Consider the following 16,625-nt stretch of genomic DNA (forward strand, 5'->3'; position numbering starts at 1 on the left):
AGAATCGACCCCATGGACAGCAGCAGCACCCGACGCCAGGCCACGCGCGCGAAGCTCTACGAGGCGGCCGTCACCCTCATCGCGGAGCAGGGTTTCTCCGCGACGACGGTGGACGAGATCGCCGAGCGGGCCGGCGTGGCCAAGGGCACGGTCTACTACAACTTCAAGAGCAAGACCGAGCTCTTCGAGGAGCTGCTGCGCCACGGGGTGTCGCTGCTCACCGCCTCGCTGCGGACGGCGGCCGAGGAGACCGCCGGGCGCGGCGGGAGCCGGGTCGACGCTCTGGACGCGATGATCCGGGCGGGCCTCGTCTTCATCGACCGCTACCCGGCCTTCACCCAGCTCTACGTGGCCGAGCTCTGGCGCACCAACCGCGCCTGGAACTCCACCCTCCTGGTCGTCCGCCAGGAGGCGGTCGCGGTGGTCGAGGGGGTGCTGCGGGAGGCGGTCGCGGGCGGTGAGCTGAGCGAGGAGATCGACGTCCAGCTGACGGCGGCGGCACTGGTCGGGATGGTGCTCGTGGCGGCCCTCGACTGGCAGGCCTTCCAGAGCGAGCGTTCCCTCGACGACGTGCACGCGGCGCTGTCACGGCTGCTGCACGGCCGGGTGGGCGGGCGTTAGCCCCCGCACCGCGTACGGCGAAAGGCCGGTCCGTCGAGGCTCGATCCCCCCGAGCCTCGCCGGACCGGCCTTCGCCGTACGTCCCCCGTGACACCCCCGTGCCCCGTTGCGGCAGGCACGCGACCCCGGTTCCGCCGCCCCGTGTCGGCGGTTCCCGGGGCCGCGCCCCTTCCGTGGACTCCACTCTTCCGTCTCGGCGGCCTCCGCTCATCCGCGTACCTACTCATCTCGCCCCCTAGGTACGGATACTCAGACTGGTTACGATCGCGGGCGTGTCCGTACTCCCCCTGGTGTTCACCAGCGGCTGGGCGAGCGGGATCAACGCGTACGCGGTGGTTCTGCTGTTCGGCGTATTCGGCGCGACCGGGCTCACCGACGAGGTGCCCGAGTCCTTGCAGCGCACCGATGTCCTCGTCGCGGCCGGCGTGCTCTTCCTGTGCGAGGCGGTGGCGGACAAGATCCCGTACGTCGACTCGATATGGGATTCCGTCCACACGGTGATCCGGCCGATCGCGGGGGCCGTGGTCGGCGCGCTGCTCGCCGGGCAGAACGGCTCGCTGCCGGAGCTGGCGGCGGGCGCGGTCGGCGGTTCGACGGCCCTGCTGAGCCACTTCGTCAAGGCCGGGACGAGAATGGCGGTCAACACCACGCCCGAGCCGTTCTCCAATGTCGCGCTGAGCCTGGCGGAGGACCTCGGGGTGGCGGCCATCGTCACCTTCGCGCTCTTCCATCCGGTGGCGGCGGCGAGCATCGCGGGCGTGCTGCTCATCGGCGGCCTGGTGATACTGATCTTCCTCGCCCGGCGGATCCGCCGCTTCCTGCGCCGCCGGTCGCAGCGGCGCGAGGAGCGACGGCTCGCCGACGGGGAGGCCCGGGCCCGCGCCCGGCCGCCGTCCGGCGACGGTTCGGAACACTTCTGAGCCCGTTCGGGACGGTCCGACGCGCCGGATAAGGTCGCTGGCATGGCACGGATTGTGGTGATCGGCGCGGGACTCGGCGCCATGGCGGCGGCGGCCCGGCTGGCCGTGGCGGGCCACCGGGTGACGGTGTACGAGCGGGGGGCGACGTACGGCGGGGCGGTCGGCCGCTTCGCGCGCGACGGCTTCGCGTTCGACACGGGCCCGGGGCTGCTGCATCTGCCGGCGGTCTACCGGGACCTGTTCGTGAAGACCGGCAAGGAACCGCTGGAGGAGTGCGTCACGCTGACGCAGGTCGACCCGGCGAGCCGTCATGTCTTCGCCGACGCCACCCGCGTGGACCTGCCGAACGCTTCCCGGGCCGGCACGCTCGCCGCCCTGGACGCCGCGCTCGGCGCGGGCGCGGGCGAGCGCTGGGGCGACTTCCTGGTCCGCGCCCGCGAGGCCTGGGACCGCACCCGCCGCCCGCTCCTGGAGGAGCCGCAGCCGGCCGACCCCGCGCCCCTGGGCCGCGAGCCGTACCCGGCCCTGAAGGCGGGCCTGTTGCGCCGCCCGACGACGACGCTCGCGCAGGTCGGGGCCCGCGAGCTGCGCGACCCCCGGCTCGCCGCCCTCCTCGACGCGTACGCGTGGTCGTACGGCTTCGACCCGGCGACGGCCCCGGCCTCGGCCGCCGTCCTGCCCTACATGGAGCAGACCTTCGGCAGCTGGTACGTGGGCGGGGGCCTGCGGGCGCTCGCCGACGCGGTGTACGAGCGCTGCCGGAAGCGGCGTGTCGAGTTCGTCTTCGACACGCCCGTGGAGGACGTCCTGGAGAAGGACGGCCGGGCGGTCGGGGTGCGCCTGGCGGGCGGCGACAGCGTCGAGGCCGACCATGTCGTCTCCGGGGCCCCGGTGCCGGCGCTCTACCGCGATCACGTCGTCGCGTGGGGCCACGGCGACGAGTGGCCGCACCACCAGGTCACCGGGACCGGCCGGGTGACGGTCTGTCTGGCGCTGCGCGGCGCCCGGGAGGCGGAGGCGGTCCACCGCACCGTCGTCCACGCGGCGGGCGAGCGGCCGACGGTGACGGTGCTCCGCCCGGACGACCCGGCGCTGCGCCCGGACGCGGACCACGAGTCGGTGACGGTCACGGCGACCGTCCGTACGTCCCCGGAGTGGGACGCGGCCGCGGGGGAGGCCTTCGCGGGACGGATGGTCGAGGCGGCGGGACACGCGGTTCCGGGGCTGCGGGAGCGGCTGTTGTGGCAGCACGTGCGCACCCCGGAGGACGTGCGGCGGGACACGGGCGTCGCCGAGGTGCCGGGGCCCGCGCTCGCCGGGGCGGATGGGCGGCTGCTTCCGGCCGGCAACCGCTCGCCGCTGCCGGGCCTCTGGTTCGCGGGCGGCTGGTCGCACCCGGGCGGCGGGCTCGCCCACGCGGGCATGTCGGGCGCCCTGGTTGCGGGCTTCATCGTGGAGGGCGCGGACTTCCGCGGCTCCCGGTAGACGGACGTGGGGCCCGGCGCGTGCGCCGGGCCCCACGGTCGGTCAGTAGCGGTACTGCTGCTGGTCGTCCGGGTAGGGCTCGTAGCCGTACTGGCCGGGTCCCTGCGGCTGCTGCTGCGGCTGGTCGGTGTCGCGCTGCTGCGGGACCCAGACCCCGCCGGGCGGGGTGTCGTAGCTGTACGAGGGGGCGTACGGGTCGCCGTAGTACGAGCCGTACTGCTGGCCGTCCGTACCGGGGCCGATGTACGGGTCGGAGTAGGCGGCGTACTGCTGCTGCCCGGCGGGCTGGCCGTAGTCGTAGGCGGGCTGCTGCTGGTCGTACCCGGGCGCGTAGGGGTCGTACCCGCCGGTCGCGTAGCCCGTCTCGTAGCCGGTGCCGGGGGTCGGGGAGGCGTCGCCGTGGGGGGTCTGGCCCTGGCCCAGGTCGTAGACGCCGTACTGGCCGGTGTCCTCGGGCATCGGCAGGGGCTCGTAGACCGCGGTGCTCCCGGCGGCGGACGGAGCCTCGGCCTCCTCCGGTCCGGCGTACGGGGTCTCCTCGGACTCGTAGGAGAGCTCGGTGACCTCAAGAGTGGGGCCGGCCTGCGCGGGGGCGGCGGACCTGCGGCGACGGCTCGCGCCCGGGCTGCCGCCGAGCGCCCAGCCGGTGGAGAAGCCGCGGCGGAAGGAGAGCGTCACATAGGTCTGGCCGACGGCGAAGGCGACCGCGCCGACGATGATGACCGCCACCATGGACGTCAGGACGCCGAGGACCACGCCGAGGAAGCCGCAGAAGGCGAGCACACGCCAGCGGAGTCGCGCCTTGTACTGCAGGAGCACCTCCCCCAGCAGCCACAGCGCGACCACGCCGAATGCGATGTAGAGGACCGTCCACCCCATGCCCCGCCGCCCCTCTCCACGGTCACCGCCGCGGGTCGGGGCGGGTACGACCGGTCACGACTGCTGGTGCAGTCCGAGATTCTCGTAGATCTCGATCGCGGTGGAGCTGTTCAGCGTGATGAAGTGCAGTCCGGGGACACCCTCGGAGAGCAGCCGCGCGCAGAACTCCGTCGCGAACTCGATACCGATGGAGCGTACAGCGGCGGGATCGTCCTTGACGGCGAGGATGCGCTCTTTCACATCCGCGGGGAAGTGGGCGTTGCTCAGCTGGGGCAGCCGGCCGAGCGTCTTCACGTTCACAACGGGCATGACTTCGGGGATGATCGGGGTCTCGCAGCCCGTCTTGGCGACGCTGTCCCGCAGCCGCAGATAGTTCTCGGGGTCGAAGAACATCTGGGTGATGGCGTAGTCGGCGCCCGCGCGGCACTTGTCCACGAAGTGCCGGATGTCCGTGTCCCAGTCGAGGGAGCGGGGGTGCATCTCGGGGAAGGCGGCGACGCCCACGCAGAAGTCGCCCGATTCCTTGATCAGCCGGACGAGGTCGGCGGCGTACTTCACGCCCTCCGGGTGCTCGACCCAGTCCCCCAGCGGGTCGCCCGGCGGGTCGCCGCGGACGGCGAGCATGTTGCGGATGCCGGCGTCGGCGTACTGGCCGAGGACGTTGCGCAGCTCGGCGACCGAGTGGTCGACGGCCGTGAGGTGGGCGACCGGGGTGAGCGTGGTGTCTGAGGCGATCTTCTGGGTGGCCTTGACGGTGCCGCCGCGGGTGGAGCCGCCGGCGCCGTAGGTCACGGAGACGAAGCTGGGGCCGACCGCCTCGACGCGTCGCATCGCGTTCCAGAGGACCTGCTCGCCCTTCTCGGTCCGGGGCGCGAAGAACTCGAAGGAGTACGACGTGCCGCCGGAGGCGAGGATCTCGCGGACCGTGCGGGCGCGGTCCGAACGGACGGAAGCGGTACCAAGGGCCATACGGGCAGGTTAGACGGGCTGCGCGGAGGTGCGTGAACGGCGTCCGAGTGGTGGACACAGTTTTGGACAGCCGGCGGGGCGGATCGCTGGACGAACCTCCGACGGCCGAACGGGTCGCGCGGGAAGCCCCGAGCCGCCGGGCGGAGGCCCTACTCCCCCGCGCGCTCCCGCACCCGCTTGGCGAGGGCGGCCGTCGCGGCGGCCGGGTCGTCGGCCTCGGTGATCGCCCGGACGACGACGATCCGGCGCGCGCCCGCGTCCAGGACTTCGTCCAGATTCGTCTCGTCGATGCCGCCGATCGCGAACCAGGGGCGGTCCTGGGCCAGGCCCGCCGTGTACCGCACGAGGCCGAGGCCCGGCGCGTACCGGCCGGGCTTGGTGGGGGTGGGCCAGCAGGGTCCGGTGCAGAAGTAGTCGACGCCGGGCTCGACGGCGGCCGCGGCCGCCTCGGTCTCGGCGTGGCAGGAGCGGCCGATCAGGACCTCGTCGGAGCCGCCGAGGATCGCCCGGGCGGCCGGCACGGGCAGGTCGCCCTGGCCCAGGTGCAGCACGTCGGAGCGGATGGCGTGGGCGACGTCGGCCCGGTCGTTCACCGCGAGGAGCTTGCCGTGCCGGCGGGCGGCCTCGGCGAAGACGGCGAGGTGCTCCAGCTCCTCACCGGCCTCCATGCCCTTGTCGCGGAGCTGCACGATGTCCACGCCGGAGGAGAGCACGGCGTCGAGGAAGGCGGGCAGGTCGCCCTGGCGCTTCCGGGCGTCGGTGCACAGGTAGAGCCGGGCGTCGGCGAGCAGCTCACGAGGCGTGGGCATGGGTGGTTCCCCCCGTCGGTGGCACGGGGGCGTTCCCCGTGGGTGGCGCGGGGTTCCCCGCGCCGGTGGCACGGGGCCGCGGCGGACCGGCCGTGGGGCCGGTCGCCGCGACACCCGCTCATGGTGTCCTTCGGTGCCGCGTCAGAGGGCGAGCGCCTGGGCGCGGCGCTTCACCTCCGTGCCGCGGTTCTCGTTGAGCGCCTGCGCGGGCGTGCCCGGCAGGCTCTCGTCCGGAGTGAAGAGCCACTCCAGCATCTCCTCGTCGGTGAAGCCGTCGTCCCGCAGCACGGTCAGGAGCCCGACGAGGCCCTTGACGATCTTGTCGCCCTGGATGAAGGCGGCGGGGATCTGCAGGGCGTTGTTCTCTCCACGGCGCACGGCGATGAGCTGACCGTCCTTGATCAGCTGCCGCACGCGCGTCACCTCGACATCGAGCATCTCCGCGATGTCGGGCACATAGAGCCAGGCGGGGACGAGCGCATCGATCTTTACGTCAATCTCGGTCACAGGACAAGCCTGCCATCCCGGACTGACAGCCGGTAGTCGGGCCCTAGAGGACGGCCGTCTTCAGGGGGACGGAAGGGTCCGCCGCGCGCACGGGGTCGACGGCGGTGGCCGTCTCGATGAGCTTGCGGCCCTGGGCCAGGTCGCGCGGGCGGCCGACCGCGAGCAGCGCCACCGGGACGCCGGCGCGCAGCCACAGCACGGACCAGGTCTTCTCCGCCGGGTCGCCGCGCCAGAGGAGCTCGTCCGCGTCCGCGTGGTGTCCGGCGTACTGGACGAAGCGGCCGAACTGCTCGGACCAGAAGTACGGGACGGGGTCGTACGGCCCGGACTCCTCCTCCGCGCCGGTGCCGGTGATCGCCGCGGCGACCGTGCGGGGGCCCTGGAGGGCGTTGTCCCAGTGGTGGACGAGGAGGCGTCGCCCGTAGCGGGCGGAGGGGAAGGAGGCGCAGTCCCCGACGGCGTACACATCGGGCAGATCGGTGCGCAGCCGCTCGTCGGCGGTGACGGCGCCGCTCGGGTCGAGGGCGATCCCGGAGCCGGTGAGCCATCCGGTGGAGGGGAGGGCGCCGATGCCGACGACGACGGCGTCGGCGGGCAGCTCGCGGCCGTCGGCGAGGACGACCCTGCCCGCTTCGACGGTGTCCACGCGCGCGTGGGTGAGGAGTTCGGCGCCGTTCTCGCCGTACCACTCGGCCATGGGGGTGGCGACCTCGGCGGGCAGGGCTCCGGCGAGGGGGCGGTCGGCGGCCTCGACGACGGTGACGGCGCAGCCGGCCTCGCGGGCGGCGGTGGCGAACTCCGCGCCGATCCAGCCGGCGCCGACGACCACGACGCTGTGCCGGCGCTCCAGGACGGGGCCGAGGCGGACGGCGTCGTCGAGGGTCCGCAGCAGATGGACCCCGGGGACGCCTTCGGTGCCGGGCAGGGTGATCGGGTGGGCGCCGGTGGCGATGACCAGGGTGTCGTACGCGACGGGCCCGGCCTCGGTGTCGATCTCGTGGTCGCCGGCGCGCAGCCCGGTGACGTCGAGGCCGAGGCGGAGCTCGATGCCGAGTTCCTCGAAGTCGATGTCGAAGGCGGAGCCCTCGGCCTTGCCGAGGAGGACGGCCTTGGAGAGCGGGGGCCGGTCGTACGGCTGGTGGGGCTCGGCCCCGATGAGGGTCACCGGGCCGCCGAAGCCCCGTTCACGCAGGGCGACGGCGGTCTGGACGCCCGCCATCCCGGCGCCGACGATCACGACGTGGTGCTGTGCCTGCTTCTGCTCGCTCACCCGGCCAGCTTACGCATCTGACGAACCGTCAGGAAGGGAGGGGTCTGCGGCCCACCGGAGGCGGAAGCTAGGGTGTCGGGCGTAAAGCACTCGCGGGAGCCCGGACGCACCGGGCTGAGAGGGAGGCTGGGACGGCCTCCGACCGTACGAACCTGATCCGGGTCATGCCGGCGAAGGGAGGGGCTGGACGCCCATGCGTTCTTCCGAAGTCCATGTGTCCGAGGGCCACGCGTCCGGGGCGGACGTGCCGGAGCCCGGCTCGTCCGACGTCCGCGGGGACGGTGCCCACGCCGCCGACGTCCGCGGGGCAGGCGGTCACACCGCCGACGTCCTCGTCGTCGGCGGCGGCATCATCGGCCTGGTCACGGCCTGGCGGGCCGCGCGCCGCGGCCTGCGCACCGCCGTCATCGACCCGGCACCGGGCGGCGGCGCCGCACACGTCGCGGCCGGGATGCTCGCCGCGGTCACCGAACTCCACTACGGCGAGGAGACCCTCCTCGGGCTCAACCTCGCCTCCGCCGCCCGCTATCCCGCGTTCGTCGCCGAGCTGGAGGAGGCCACCGGCCACGACGTCGGCTACCGCGCCTGCGGCACCCTCGCCGTCGCCCTCGACGCCGACGACCGGGCGCATCTGCGCGAACTGCACGCCCTGCAGTCCCGCTGCGGGCTCACCTCGGAGTGGCTCAGCGGCCGCGAGTGCCGCCGCCTCGAACCGATGCTCGCCCCGGGAGTGCGCGGCGGGCTCCGGGTGGACGGCGACCACCAGGTCGATCCGCGCCGGCTCGCCGCCGCGCTCCTCGTCGCCTGCGAACGGGCCGGCGTGGTCTTCCACCGCGACCTCGCGCAGCGCCTGACGGTGGCACGGGACCGGGCACGCGGTGTCGTGCTCGCGGGCGGCGGGGAACTGCGGGCCGACCAGGTCGTCCTCGCCGCCGGCAGCCTGAGCGGCCGACTCGCGGGCGTGCCGGACGAGGTGCTTCCGCCGGTGCGCCCGGTGAAGGGGCAGGTGCTGCGGCTGCGCGTACCGGCCCCGTACGCCCCCTTCCTCTCCCGGACGGTCCGGGCCGTCGTCCGCGGCAGTCACGTCTACCTGGTGCCCCGCGAGAACGGCGAACTCGTCGTCGGCGCCACCAGCGAGGAACTCGGCTGGGACACCACGGTGACGGCCGGCGGGGTGTACGAGCTGCTGCGCGACGCCCATGAGCTCGTCCCCGGGCTCACCGAGCTGCCGCTGACCGAGACCCTGGCGGGCCTGCGCCCCGCGTCGCCCGACAACGCGCCGCTGCTCGGCCCCACCGCCCTGCCCGGCCTGCACCTGGCCACCGGCCACTACCGCAACGGGGTCCTGCTCACCCCGGTCACCGGCGACGTCATGGCCGAGGTGCTCACCACCGGGGCCCTCCCCGACGAGGCCCGCCCCTTCACCCCCCGCCGTTTCTCCCCCGTACGTCAGGAGCAGCCCGCATGAACGTGTCCGTGAACGGTGAGGCCCGCGTGCTCTCCGGCCCCCTCTCCCTCGACGCTCTCGTGGCGACCCTGACCACGGCCCGCTCCGGGGTCGCCGCCGCCCTCAACGAGACGGTCGTACCGCGCGGCGAATGGGAGACGACGCTCCTCGGCGAAGGCGACCGGGTGGAAGTCCTCACCGCGGTCCAGGGAGGCTGAGCGCGATGTCCGACGACGTGTTCACCCTCGGCGGTACGGAATTCTCCTCGCGGCTCATCATGGGCACCGGCGGGGCGCCCAGCCTCGACGTCCTGGAACGCTCGCTGGTCGCCAGCGGCACGGAACTCACGACGGTCGCGATGCGGCGGCTGGACCCGACCGTCCAGGGCTCGGTCCTCTCCGTCCTGGAGCGGCTCGGCATCCGGGTCCTGCCCAACACGGCGGGCTGCTTCACGGCGGGCGAGGCGGTCCTGACCGCCCGTCTGGCCCGCGAGGCCCTCGGCACGGACTGGATCAAGCTGGAGGTCGTCGCCGACGAGCGGACGCTGCTGCCGGACGGGGAGGAGCTCCTCGTCGCGGCCGAGACGCTGGTCGACGACGGCTTCACCGTCCTCCCCTACACCAACGACGACCCGGTCCTCGCGCGGAAGCTGGAGGACGTGGGCTGTGCGGCGATCATGCCGCTCGGCTCCCCGATCGGCTCCGGGCTCGGCATCCGCAACCCGCACAACTTCCAGCTGATCACGGAACGGGCCGGGGTGCCGGTGATCCTCGACGCGGGGGCCGGCACGGCGTCGGACGCGGCGCTCGCCATGGAGCTGGGGTGCGCGGCGGTGATGCTGGCCTCGGCGGTGACGCGGGCGCAGGAGCCGGTCCTGATGGCTTCGGCGATGCGGCACGCGGTGGAGGCCGGGCGGCTGGCGTGGCGGGCGGGGCGGATCCCCCGCCGCCACTTCGCGGAGGCGTCGTCCCCGCGGGAAGGCCGCCCGGCCCTGGACCCGGAACGCCCCGCCTTCTGACCGAGGGGCCGCACCGGAGGCGGGCGGGTTCGTGCGGGGCTCGTCACAGGTGGGTCGCAGTCGGGGGCGTACGGACCGACCCCCACCTGCCCCCTCGTAGACTCGACGCCGTGGACACGACCCTTCAGGACCCCCTCGTCGGGCGGCTGCTCGACGGCCGCTACCGCGTCGACGCGCGCATCGCCGTCGGCGGGATGGCCACGGTCTACCGGGCCGTGGACACCCGCCTCGACCGCGTTCTCGCGCTCAAGGTGATGCACCCCGCCCTCGCCACCGACGCCGCGTTCGTCGAGCGTTTCATCCGCGAGGCGAAGTCCGTCGCCCGCCTCTCGCATCCCAACGTCGTCGGCGTGTTCGACCAGGGCGCCGAGGGCGCGTACGTCTATCTGGCGATGGAGTACGTCGCCGGCTGCACCCTCCGTGACGTCCTGCGCGAGCGAGGCGCACTCCCGCCCCGGGCCGCCCTGGACATCCTGGAGCCGGTGCTCGCCGCGCTCGGCGCCGCGCACCGGGCCGGGTTCGTGCACCGGGACATGAAGCCGGAGAACGTCCTGATAGGGGACGACGGCCGGGTCAAGGTCGCCGACTTCGGTCTCGTCCGGGCCGTGGGCTCGGCGACCGCCACCACCGGATCGGTCCTCGGGACCGTCTCGTACCTGGCGCCGGAGCAGATCGAGCACGGCACCGCCGACACCCGTGCCGATGTGTACGCCTGCGGCGTCGTCCTCTACGAGATGCTGACCGGCGGCAAGCCGCACTCCGGCGACACGCCGGCCCAGGTGCTCTACCAGCACCTCAGCACCGACGTGCCCGCCCCTTCGGCGAACGTTCCCGGGCTCGCGGTGGAGCTGGACGAGCTGGTCGCGGCGGCCACCGCCCGTAACCCCGAGGTCCGCCCGTACGACGCCGTCGCCCTGCTCGCCCTGCTGCGGGAGGCCCGCGCCGCGCTCCGCGAGGAGCAGCTGGACGCCGTGCCCCCACAGGCCAGGTCCGGGGCCCGGGACACCACGGACGACCGGACCAGCGTGATCGCCCGGGCGGTACCGGCCGGCACCGGGGACGAGCCCGACGCGCACCAGGTCCTGCACACGAACCGGCTGCCGGCCCCCGAGCCGCCCGCACCCGGCCGCCGCCGCCCGCGGCCCCCGCGCGGCCCCCTGCTCCTCGTCGTGGGCGTTCTGCTCGCCCTCGGTCTGGGCGCCGGTGTCTGGTACATCAACTCCGGCCAGTTCACCCGGGTCCCCGCCGTGCTCGGCCAGACGGAGACCGAGGCGACCCGGCGGATCACCGACGCGGGTCTCGAGGTCGGCACGACGAAGCGCGCGTTCAGCGACGTGTACGAGCGCGGCAGCGTCATGGCCGTCGACCCGGCCCCCGGCGAGCGCCTCCGGGGCAACGGCACGGTCACCCTGACCCTCTCCCGCGGTCCCGAGATCGTGAAGGTGCCCAACCTCAAGAACAAGCCGCTCGCCGAGGCGAAGCGCGTCCTCGCGGACGAGGGCCTGGTCGCCGGGGTGATCACGCGGAAGTTCAGTGACACCGTCGCCCAGGGGGCCGTCATCGGCTCCGACCCCGAGCCCGGCACCGAGCGGGCTCCCGACTCGGCCGTCGCCCTGGTCGTCAGCAAGGGCGCCCCGATCGACGTCCCCGACGTCACCGGCGAGACCGTCGCCGACGCCACGGCCCTGCTCCAGGGCGAGGGGCTCAAGGTGGTCCTCGCCCCGGAGCGGATCAACTCCCCCGAGGCCGCCGGATCCGTCGCCGCCCAGTCGCTCGCCGAGGGCAGCCGGGCCGCCGAGGGCGACACCGTCACGCTCACCGTCTCCAAGGGCCCCCGGCTCGTCGGGGTACCTGACGTCGTCGGCGAGACGGTCGACGACGCCCGTACGGCCCTGGAGGACGAGGGCTTCACGGTGGAGGTCAAGAAGTCCTTCCCCTACCTGGGCAACGAGGTCACGGGCCAGTCCGTGAAGGGCGGCTCGACCGCGCCCGAGGGCTCCACCGTCACGATCACGATCAAGGGACTGTAGAAACTGATGCGCAACCCCGTCGGCGGCCATGTCCCGGTGGCCGGTGGCCTCGCCAAGGTCGGCCTCGGCTACGCCCGTGAGCTCGGTGCCGAGACCGTCCAGGTCTTCGTCGCCAACCCGCGCGGCTGGGCCACCCCGCCCGGCAACCCCGCCGAGGACGAGCGGTTCCGCGCCGAGTGCGCCGCCGAGTCGATCTCCGCCTGGGTCCACGCCCCGTACCTGATCAATTTCGGTTCCCACACCGAGGCCACCGCGGAGAAGTCGGTGGAGTCGATGCGGCACTCGCTGCGGCGGGGCCGGGAGATCGGCGCCAAGGGCGTGGTGGTGCACACCGGCTCGGCGACCGGCGGCCGCCCGCGCGCGGAGGCGCTCGCCCAGGTCCGGGAACTGCTGCTGCCGCTCCTCGACGAGCTGACGCACGACGACGACCCGGATCTGCTTCTGGAGTCGACGGCCGGCCAGGGCTTCTCGCTCTGCTCGCGCGCGGAGGACTTCGGCCCGTACTTCGACGCGCTGGACCGGCATCCGAAGCTGGGGATCTGCCTCGACACCTGCCACATCTTCGCCGCCGGCCACGACCTGACCGGTCCGGACGGCGCGGCGCGGACGCTCGACCAGCTGGTGGCGACCGTGGGCGAGGGACGGTTGAAGCTGATCCACGCCAACGACTCCCAGGACGTCGTCGGCGCCCGCAAGGACCGGCACGCGAACATCGGCGTGGGCCACATCGGCGAGGACGCGTTCCGCAGCCTCCTCCGTCACCCGGCGACCGAGGGCGTGCCCCTGATCATCGAGACGCCCGGCGGCACGGCGGGGCACCTCGCGGACGTGGAGCTGCTCAAGAAGCTGAGGCCCTGAGACGATTCCCCGTTGAGGAATACCCCTGGGGGGTATACGGTTCCTGTAATGGCAGGACCCGCTACCCGACCCTGGGGGCACCCATGCAGCACGACGCGCACACCCAGCACGACCACGGCGATCACGGCACCCACACCGGCCACGAGGGACACCACGGGCACCAGGAGCAGCACGGCGGCGGGCACCACGAGGGTCACGCCGCTCACCACGCCCCCGGCAAGGCCTCCTGGTCCATGGCCGCCAAGGCCACGCTGCACTGCCTCACCGGCTGCGCCATCGGCGAGGTCCTCGGCATGATCATCGGCACCGCGCTCGGCTGGGGCAACACGCAGACGATGATCCTCGCGATCATCCTGGCCTTCTTCTTCGGCTATGCGCTGACCCTGCGCGGAATCCTGGCTTCCGGAGTCGATTTCAAGACAGCTTTCAAGGTCGCGCTGGCCGCCGACACCCTGTCCATCGCGGTCATGGAGATCATCGACAACGGCGTCATCGCCCTCTGGCCCGGAGCCATGGACGCCCATCTGTCCGACCCGGTCTTCTGGATCGTGCTCGCCATCGCGCTCGCCGCCGCCTTCGTGGTCACCACACCGGTCAACAAGTGGATGATCGGCCGCGGCAAGGGGCACGCGGTGGTCCACCAGTACCACCACTGACTCGCGGCACCACACCGAAAGGCGGTCCGGGGCGCTACAGCTCCGGGCCGTCCCCGGGTTCCTCCTGGTACGAGTACCGCTGCTCCGTCCAGGGGTCGCCGAGGTTGTGGTACCCGCGCTCCTCCCAGAAGCCCCGCCGGTCGGCGGCCATGTACTCCACGCCGCGGACCCACTTCGGGCCCTTCCAGGCGTACAGGTGCGGGACGACCAGGCGCAGCGGGAATCCGTGCTCGGCGGTGAGCAGCTCGCCGTCCATGTGGGTGGCGAAGATCGAACGGTCGTCGGCGAAGTCGGCGATCCGCATGTTGGCGCTGTAGCCGTACTCGGCCCAGACCATCACATGGGTGACCTGCGGCGCGGGCGGGGCGAGCTCCAGGACCGTGCGGGCCGGGACGCCACCCCATTCGGCCCCGAGCATGCTGAATTTCGTGACGCAGTGCAGATCGGCCACGACCGAGGAGAACGGCAGGGCCGAGAACTCCTCGTGGTTCCAGCACCGCTTGTCGCCGTCGGCCGTCGCGCCGAAGACGCGGAACTCCCAGCGGTCCGGCTTGAACTTGGGGACGGGCCCGTAGTGGGTGACCGGCCAGCCGCGCTGGAGCCGCTGACCCGGCGGAAGGTCCGGCGAACGATCGGGCTGCCCCGCTTCCCGGTGTACTCCGCTCTCCGTCCGACCCATGCCATCCATGGTGACAGACGGCGAGGGGTGGTCATGACCAGGAGACCTCCGGCCTGGCCCGATTCGGGCAACTCCCACTAAGCCTGCACTTACTGGACGCCCCCCATTCGGGGTGCGAGGATGCGGCCATCCTGCCCAGTGACGGCGTAGACACGCAACGTGGAAGGAGCCTCTGCAATGCAGGGCGACCCCGAGGTCCTCGAGTTCCTCAACGAGCAGCTGACCGGCGAGCTGACGGCCATCAACCAGTACTGGCTGCACTACCGCATCCAGGACAACAAGGGGTGGACGAAGCTCGCCAAGTACACGCGCGAAGAGTCCATCGATGAGATGAAGCACGCGGACAAGCTGACCGAGCGCATCCTGATGCTCGACGGCCTGCCCAATTACCAGCGCCTCTTCCACGTTCGGGTCGGCCAGACCCTCACCGAGATGTTCCAGGCGGACCGCCAGGTCGAGGTCGAGGCCATCGACCGCCTGAGGCGCGGGATCGAGGTCATGCGGGCCAAGGGGGACATCACGTCCGCCAACCTCTTCGAGGAGATCCTGGCCGACGAGGAGCACCACATCGACTACCTGGACACGCAGCTCGAACTGATCGAGTCCCTGGGTGAGGCCCTCTACATCTCGACGCTCATCGAGCAGCCGAGCTGAGGCTCCCCCCTTAAGCGGCTTCCCCGAGTTCAGTGACGGTCTCCGCCGCCAGCGCGGGCATCCCCTGGTCCAGGAGGTCGCGCCGCGGGCAGTTGCCCCGGCCGAGGATGGCCTGGATGCGGCGGACGCAGGAACCGCAGTCCGTGCCGGCCTTGCAGGCCGAGGCGATCTGGCGGGGCGTACAGGCGCCCGCGTCGGCGTGCGCCCTGACCTGCTTCTCCGTCACGCCGAAGCATGAGCAGACGTACATCGCGGTTCACCTCCCGCCGTGATCGATAAGGCTAACCTAACCTTACCCGGCGCCGGGGGACCGCAAAAGCCCTGGATGCGACGATGGGGCGCGGATCACATGGATCCGCGCCCCATCGTCGTAGGTACCTACTTACTGATCGCGGTACATCTCCGCCACCAGGAAGGCCAGGTCCAGGGACTGGCTGCGGTTGAGACGCGGGTCGCAGGCCGTCTCGTAGCGCTGGTGCAGGTCGTCGACGAAGATCTCGTCGCCGCCGCCCACGCACTCGGTGACGTCGTCACCGGTGAGCTCGACGTGGATGCCGCCCGGGTGGGTGCCCAGAGCCTTGTGGACCTCGAAGAAGCCCTTGACCTCGTCGAGGACGTCATCGAAGCGGCGGGTCTTGTGGCCGGAGGCGGCCTCGAAGGTGTTGCCGTGCATCGGGTCGGTGACCCAGGCGACGACCGCACCGGAGGCGGTGACCTTCTCGACCAGCTCGGGGAGCTTGTCACGGACCTTGTCGGCGCCCATGCGGACGATGAAGGTCAGCCGGCCGGCCTCGCGCTCGGGGTCGAGACGGTCGATGTACGTCAGCGCGTCGTCCACCGAGGTGGTCGGGCCCAGCTTGATGCCGATCGGGTTCGCGATCCGCGAGGCGAACTCGATGTGGGCGTGGTCGAGCTGGCGGGTGCGCTCGCCGATCCAGACCATGTGGCCGGAGGTGTCGTAGAGCTTGCCGGTGCGCGAGTCCGTACGGGTCAGAGCGCCCTCGTAGTCGAGCAGCAGCGCCTCGTGGGAGGCGTAGAACTCGACGGCCTTGAACTCGGCGGGGTCGGTGCCGCAGGCCTTCATGAAGTTGAGAGCGTTGTCGATCTCCCGCGCCAGCTGCTCGTAGCGCTGGCCCGAGGGGGACGACTTCACGAAGTCCTGGTTCCAGGCGTGCACCTGGCGCAGGTCGGCGTAGCCACCGGTGGTGAAGGCGCGGACCAGGTTGAGCGTCGAGGCGGAGGCGTTGTACATCCGCTTGAGGCGCTCGGGGTCCGGGACACGGGACTTCTCGTCGAAGCCGAAGCCGTTGACGGAGTCGCCGCGGTAGGTCGGCAGGGTCACCCCGTCGCGGGTCTCGGTGCCCTTGGAGCGCGGCTTCGAGTACTGGCCGGCGATACGGCCGACCTTCACGACGGGCACGGAGGCCGCGTAGGTGAGGACGGCACTCATCTGGAGCAGCGTCTTGAGCTTGGCCCTGATGTGGTCGGCGGACACGGCGTCGAAGGCCTCGGCGCAGTCGCCGCCCTGGAGCAGGAACGCCTCGCCACGGGCGACGGCTCCCATCCGGGCACGCAGCTGGTCGCACTCGCCGGCGAAGACGAGCGGAGGATACGACTCGAGGTCCGCGATCACATCGCGCAGAGCCTCGGCATCGGGGTACTCGGGCTGCTGCGCCGCGGGCAGGTCTCGCCAGGTCGCCTTGGCGACGGCGTGGGAATCAGCGTTCACGGTCACACGCACCACATTACGGGGTTCTTCGTCCTGTCCTGTCCCCCTGCCCAGTGACTGAGACGCGCGCCCGTAATGTCCGCCGTCGATCTTC

At 72.4% G+C, this 16,625-nt stretch carries 18 protein-coding genes and 1 riboswitch; of the genes, 10 read left to right on the top strand and 8 right to left on the bottom strand.

Translation table 11 applies throughout. The features are described 5' to 3' along the window. Nucleotides 1–12: 12 nt before the first annotated feature. From OG392_RS10385 to OG392_RS10395, 3 genes are all read left to right on the top strand, one after another. Entirely contained in the window at nucleotides 13–621 is a 609-nt protein-coding gene (locus tag OG392_RS10385; protein ID WP_329277851.1) for a TetR/AcrR family transcriptional regulator, read from the top strand. Between the two features lie 272 nt (nucleotides 622–893). Beyond that, on the top strand, nucleotides 894–1,541 hold the full coding sequence (locus OG392_RS10390; RefSeq protein ID WP_329277853.1) for a DUF4126 domain-containing protein: 648 nt from the start codon (nucleotides 894–896) through the stop codon (nucleotides 1,539–1,541). 42 nt (nucleotides 1,542–1,583) lie between these two features. After that, complete coding sequence (locus OG392_RS10395) at nucleotides 1,584–3,026, top strand: phytoene desaturase family protein (protein ID WP_329277855.1); 1,443 nt, start codon at nucleotides 1,584–1,586, stop codon at nucleotides 3,024–3,026. Nucleotides 3,027–3,068: 42 nt separating this feature from the next. On the opposite strand, the gene OG392_RS10400 is transcribed toward OG392_RS10395, so the two are convergent. The 5 genes from OG392_RS10400 to OG392_RS10420 all read right to left on the bottom strand — a co-directional run bounded on the left by OG392_RS10400 (nucleotide 3,069) and on the right by OG392_RS10420 (nucleotide 7,460). Next, nucleotides 3,069–3,905: a hypothetical protein gene (locus tag OG392_RS10400; RefSeq protein WP_329277857.1), complete on the bottom strand. Its 837-nt coding sequence runs from the start codon at nucleotides 3,903–3,905 to the stop codon at nucleotides 3,069–3,071. A gap of 54 nt (nucleotides 3,906–3,959) precedes the next feature. Beyond that, a complete protein-coding gene (gene metF, locus OG392_RS10405; protein ID WP_329277859.1) occupies nucleotides 3,960–4,874 on the bottom strand; it encodes a methylenetetrahydrofolate reductase [NAD(P)H] in 915 nt (304 codons plus the stop codon). 149 nt (nucleotides 4,875–5,023) lie between these two features. Beyond that, the gene (gene thiE, locus OG392_RS10410) at nucleotides 5,024–5,683 is read right to left on the bottom strand and encodes a thiamine phosphate synthase (RefSeq protein ID WP_329277861.1); all 660 of its coding nucleotides are present in this window, start codon (nucleotides 5,681–5,683) and stop codon (nucleotides 5,024–5,026) included. Nucleotides 5,684–5,824: 141 nt separating this feature from the next. Further along, nucleotides 5,825–6,190 carry an Rv2175c family DNA-binding protein gene (locus OG392_RS10415; protein WP_266965117.1) on the bottom strand — a complete coding sequence of 122 codons (366 nt, stop codon included), beginning with the start codon at nucleotides 6,188–6,190 and terminating at the stop codon, nucleotides 5,825–5,827. Nucleotides 6,191–6,233: 43 nt separating this feature from the next. Further along, the gene (locus tag OG392_RS10420; protein WP_329277866.1) at nucleotides 6,234–7,460 is read right to left on the bottom strand and encodes an NAD(P)/FAD-dependent oxidoreductase; all 1,227 of its coding nucleotides are present in this window, start codon (nucleotides 7,458–7,460) and stop codon (nucleotides 6,234–6,236) included. Between the two features lie 82 nt (nucleotides 7,461–7,542). Beyond that, nucleotides 7,543–7,656: riboswitch (TPP riboswitch) on the top strand. Between OG392_RS10420 and thiO the strand changes: the two genes are divergently transcribed. From thiO to OG392_RS10450, 6 genes are all read left to right on the top strand, one after another. After that, nucleotides 7,654–8,928 (top strand): glycine oxidase ThiO, encoded by a 1,275-nt coding sequence (gene thiO / locus OG392_RS10425; protein ID WP_329277868.1) that lies wholly within the window; start codon nucleotides 7,654–7,656, stop codon nucleotides 8,926–8,928. (Overlaps the previous riboswitch by 3 nt.) Continuing rightward, nucleotides 8,925–9,125, top strand: a complete 201-nt coding sequence (thiS, locus tag OG392_RS10430; protein ID WP_329277870.1) for a sulfur carrier protein ThiS — start codon at nucleotides 8,925–8,927, stop codon at nucleotides 9,123–9,125. Before thiO ends, thiS begins: the two co-directional genes overlap by 4 nt. A 5-nt stretch (nucleotides 9,126–9,130) precedes the next feature. Further along, nucleotides 9,131–9,925, top strand: a complete 795-nt coding sequence (locus OG392_RS10435; RefSeq protein ID WP_329277872.1) for a thiazole synthase — start codon at nucleotides 9,131–9,133, stop codon at nucleotides 9,923–9,925. Nucleotides 9,926–10,035: 110 nt separating this feature from the next. Beyond that, nucleotides 10,036–11,955, top strand: a complete 1,920-nt coding sequence (pknB, locus tag OG392_RS10440; RefSeq protein WP_329277873.1) for a Stk1 family PASTA domain-containing Ser/Thr kinase — start codon at nucleotides 10,036–10,038, stop codon at nucleotides 11,953–11,955. A gap of 6 nt (nucleotides 11,956–11,961) precedes the next feature. After that, nucleotides 11,962–12,813 (top strand): deoxyribonuclease IV, encoded by an 852-nt coding sequence (locus OG392_RS10445; RefSeq protein WP_329277875.1) that lies wholly within the window; start codon nucleotides 11,962–11,964, stop codon nucleotides 12,811–12,813. A gap of 83 nt (nucleotides 12,814–12,896) precedes the next feature. Continuing rightward, nucleotides 12,897–13,469: a DUF4396 domain-containing protein gene (locus OG392_RS10450; protein WP_329277877.1), complete on the top strand. Its 573-nt coding sequence runs from the start codon at nucleotides 12,897–12,899 to the stop codon at nucleotides 13,467–13,469. Nucleotides 13,470–13,503: 34 nt separating this feature from the next. Here the strand turns inward: OG392_RS10450 and OG392_RS10455 are convergent, their stop codons facing one another. Beyond that, nucleotides 13,504–14,148: a sulfite oxidase-like oxidoreductase gene (locus tag OG392_RS10455; RefSeq protein ID WP_329277879.1), complete on the bottom strand. Its 645-nt coding sequence runs from the start codon at nucleotides 14,146–14,148 to the stop codon at nucleotides 13,504–13,506. Between the two features lie 177 nt (nucleotides 14,149–14,325). On the opposite strand from OG392_RS10455, the gene bfr reads away from it, so the two are divergent. After that, nucleotides 14,326–14,802, top strand: a complete 477-nt coding sequence (bfr, locus tag OG392_RS10460; RefSeq protein ID WP_329277881.1) for a bacterioferritin — start codon at nucleotides 14,326–14,328, stop codon at nucleotides 14,800–14,802. A 10-nt stretch (nucleotides 14,803–14,812) separates the two neighbouring features. On the opposite strand, the gene OG392_RS10465 is transcribed toward bfr, so the two are convergent. Both OG392_RS10465 and OG392_RS10470 read right to left on the bottom strand, forming a co-directional pair. Beyond that, nucleotides 14,813–15,052, bottom strand: coding sequence for a (2Fe-2S)-binding protein (locus OG392_RS10465; protein ID WP_329277883.1), 240 nt, complete (start codon nucleotides 15,050–15,052; stop codon nucleotides 14,813–14,815). Nucleotides 15,053–15,184: 132 nt separating this feature from the next. Further along, nucleotides 15,185–16,537, bottom strand: a complete 1,353-nt coding sequence (locus tag OG392_RS10470) for a class II 3-deoxy-7-phosphoheptulonate synthase (RefSeq protein ID WP_443054740.1) — start codon at nucleotides 16,535–16,537, stop codon at nucleotides 15,185–15,187. Between the last annotated feature and the right edge of the window lie 88 nt (nucleotides 16,538–16,625).

This window comes from Streptomyces sp. NBC_00691 (assembly GCF_036226665.1).
Lineage (GTDB): Bacteria > Actinomycetota > Actinomycetes > Streptomycetales > Streptomycetaceae > Streptomyces.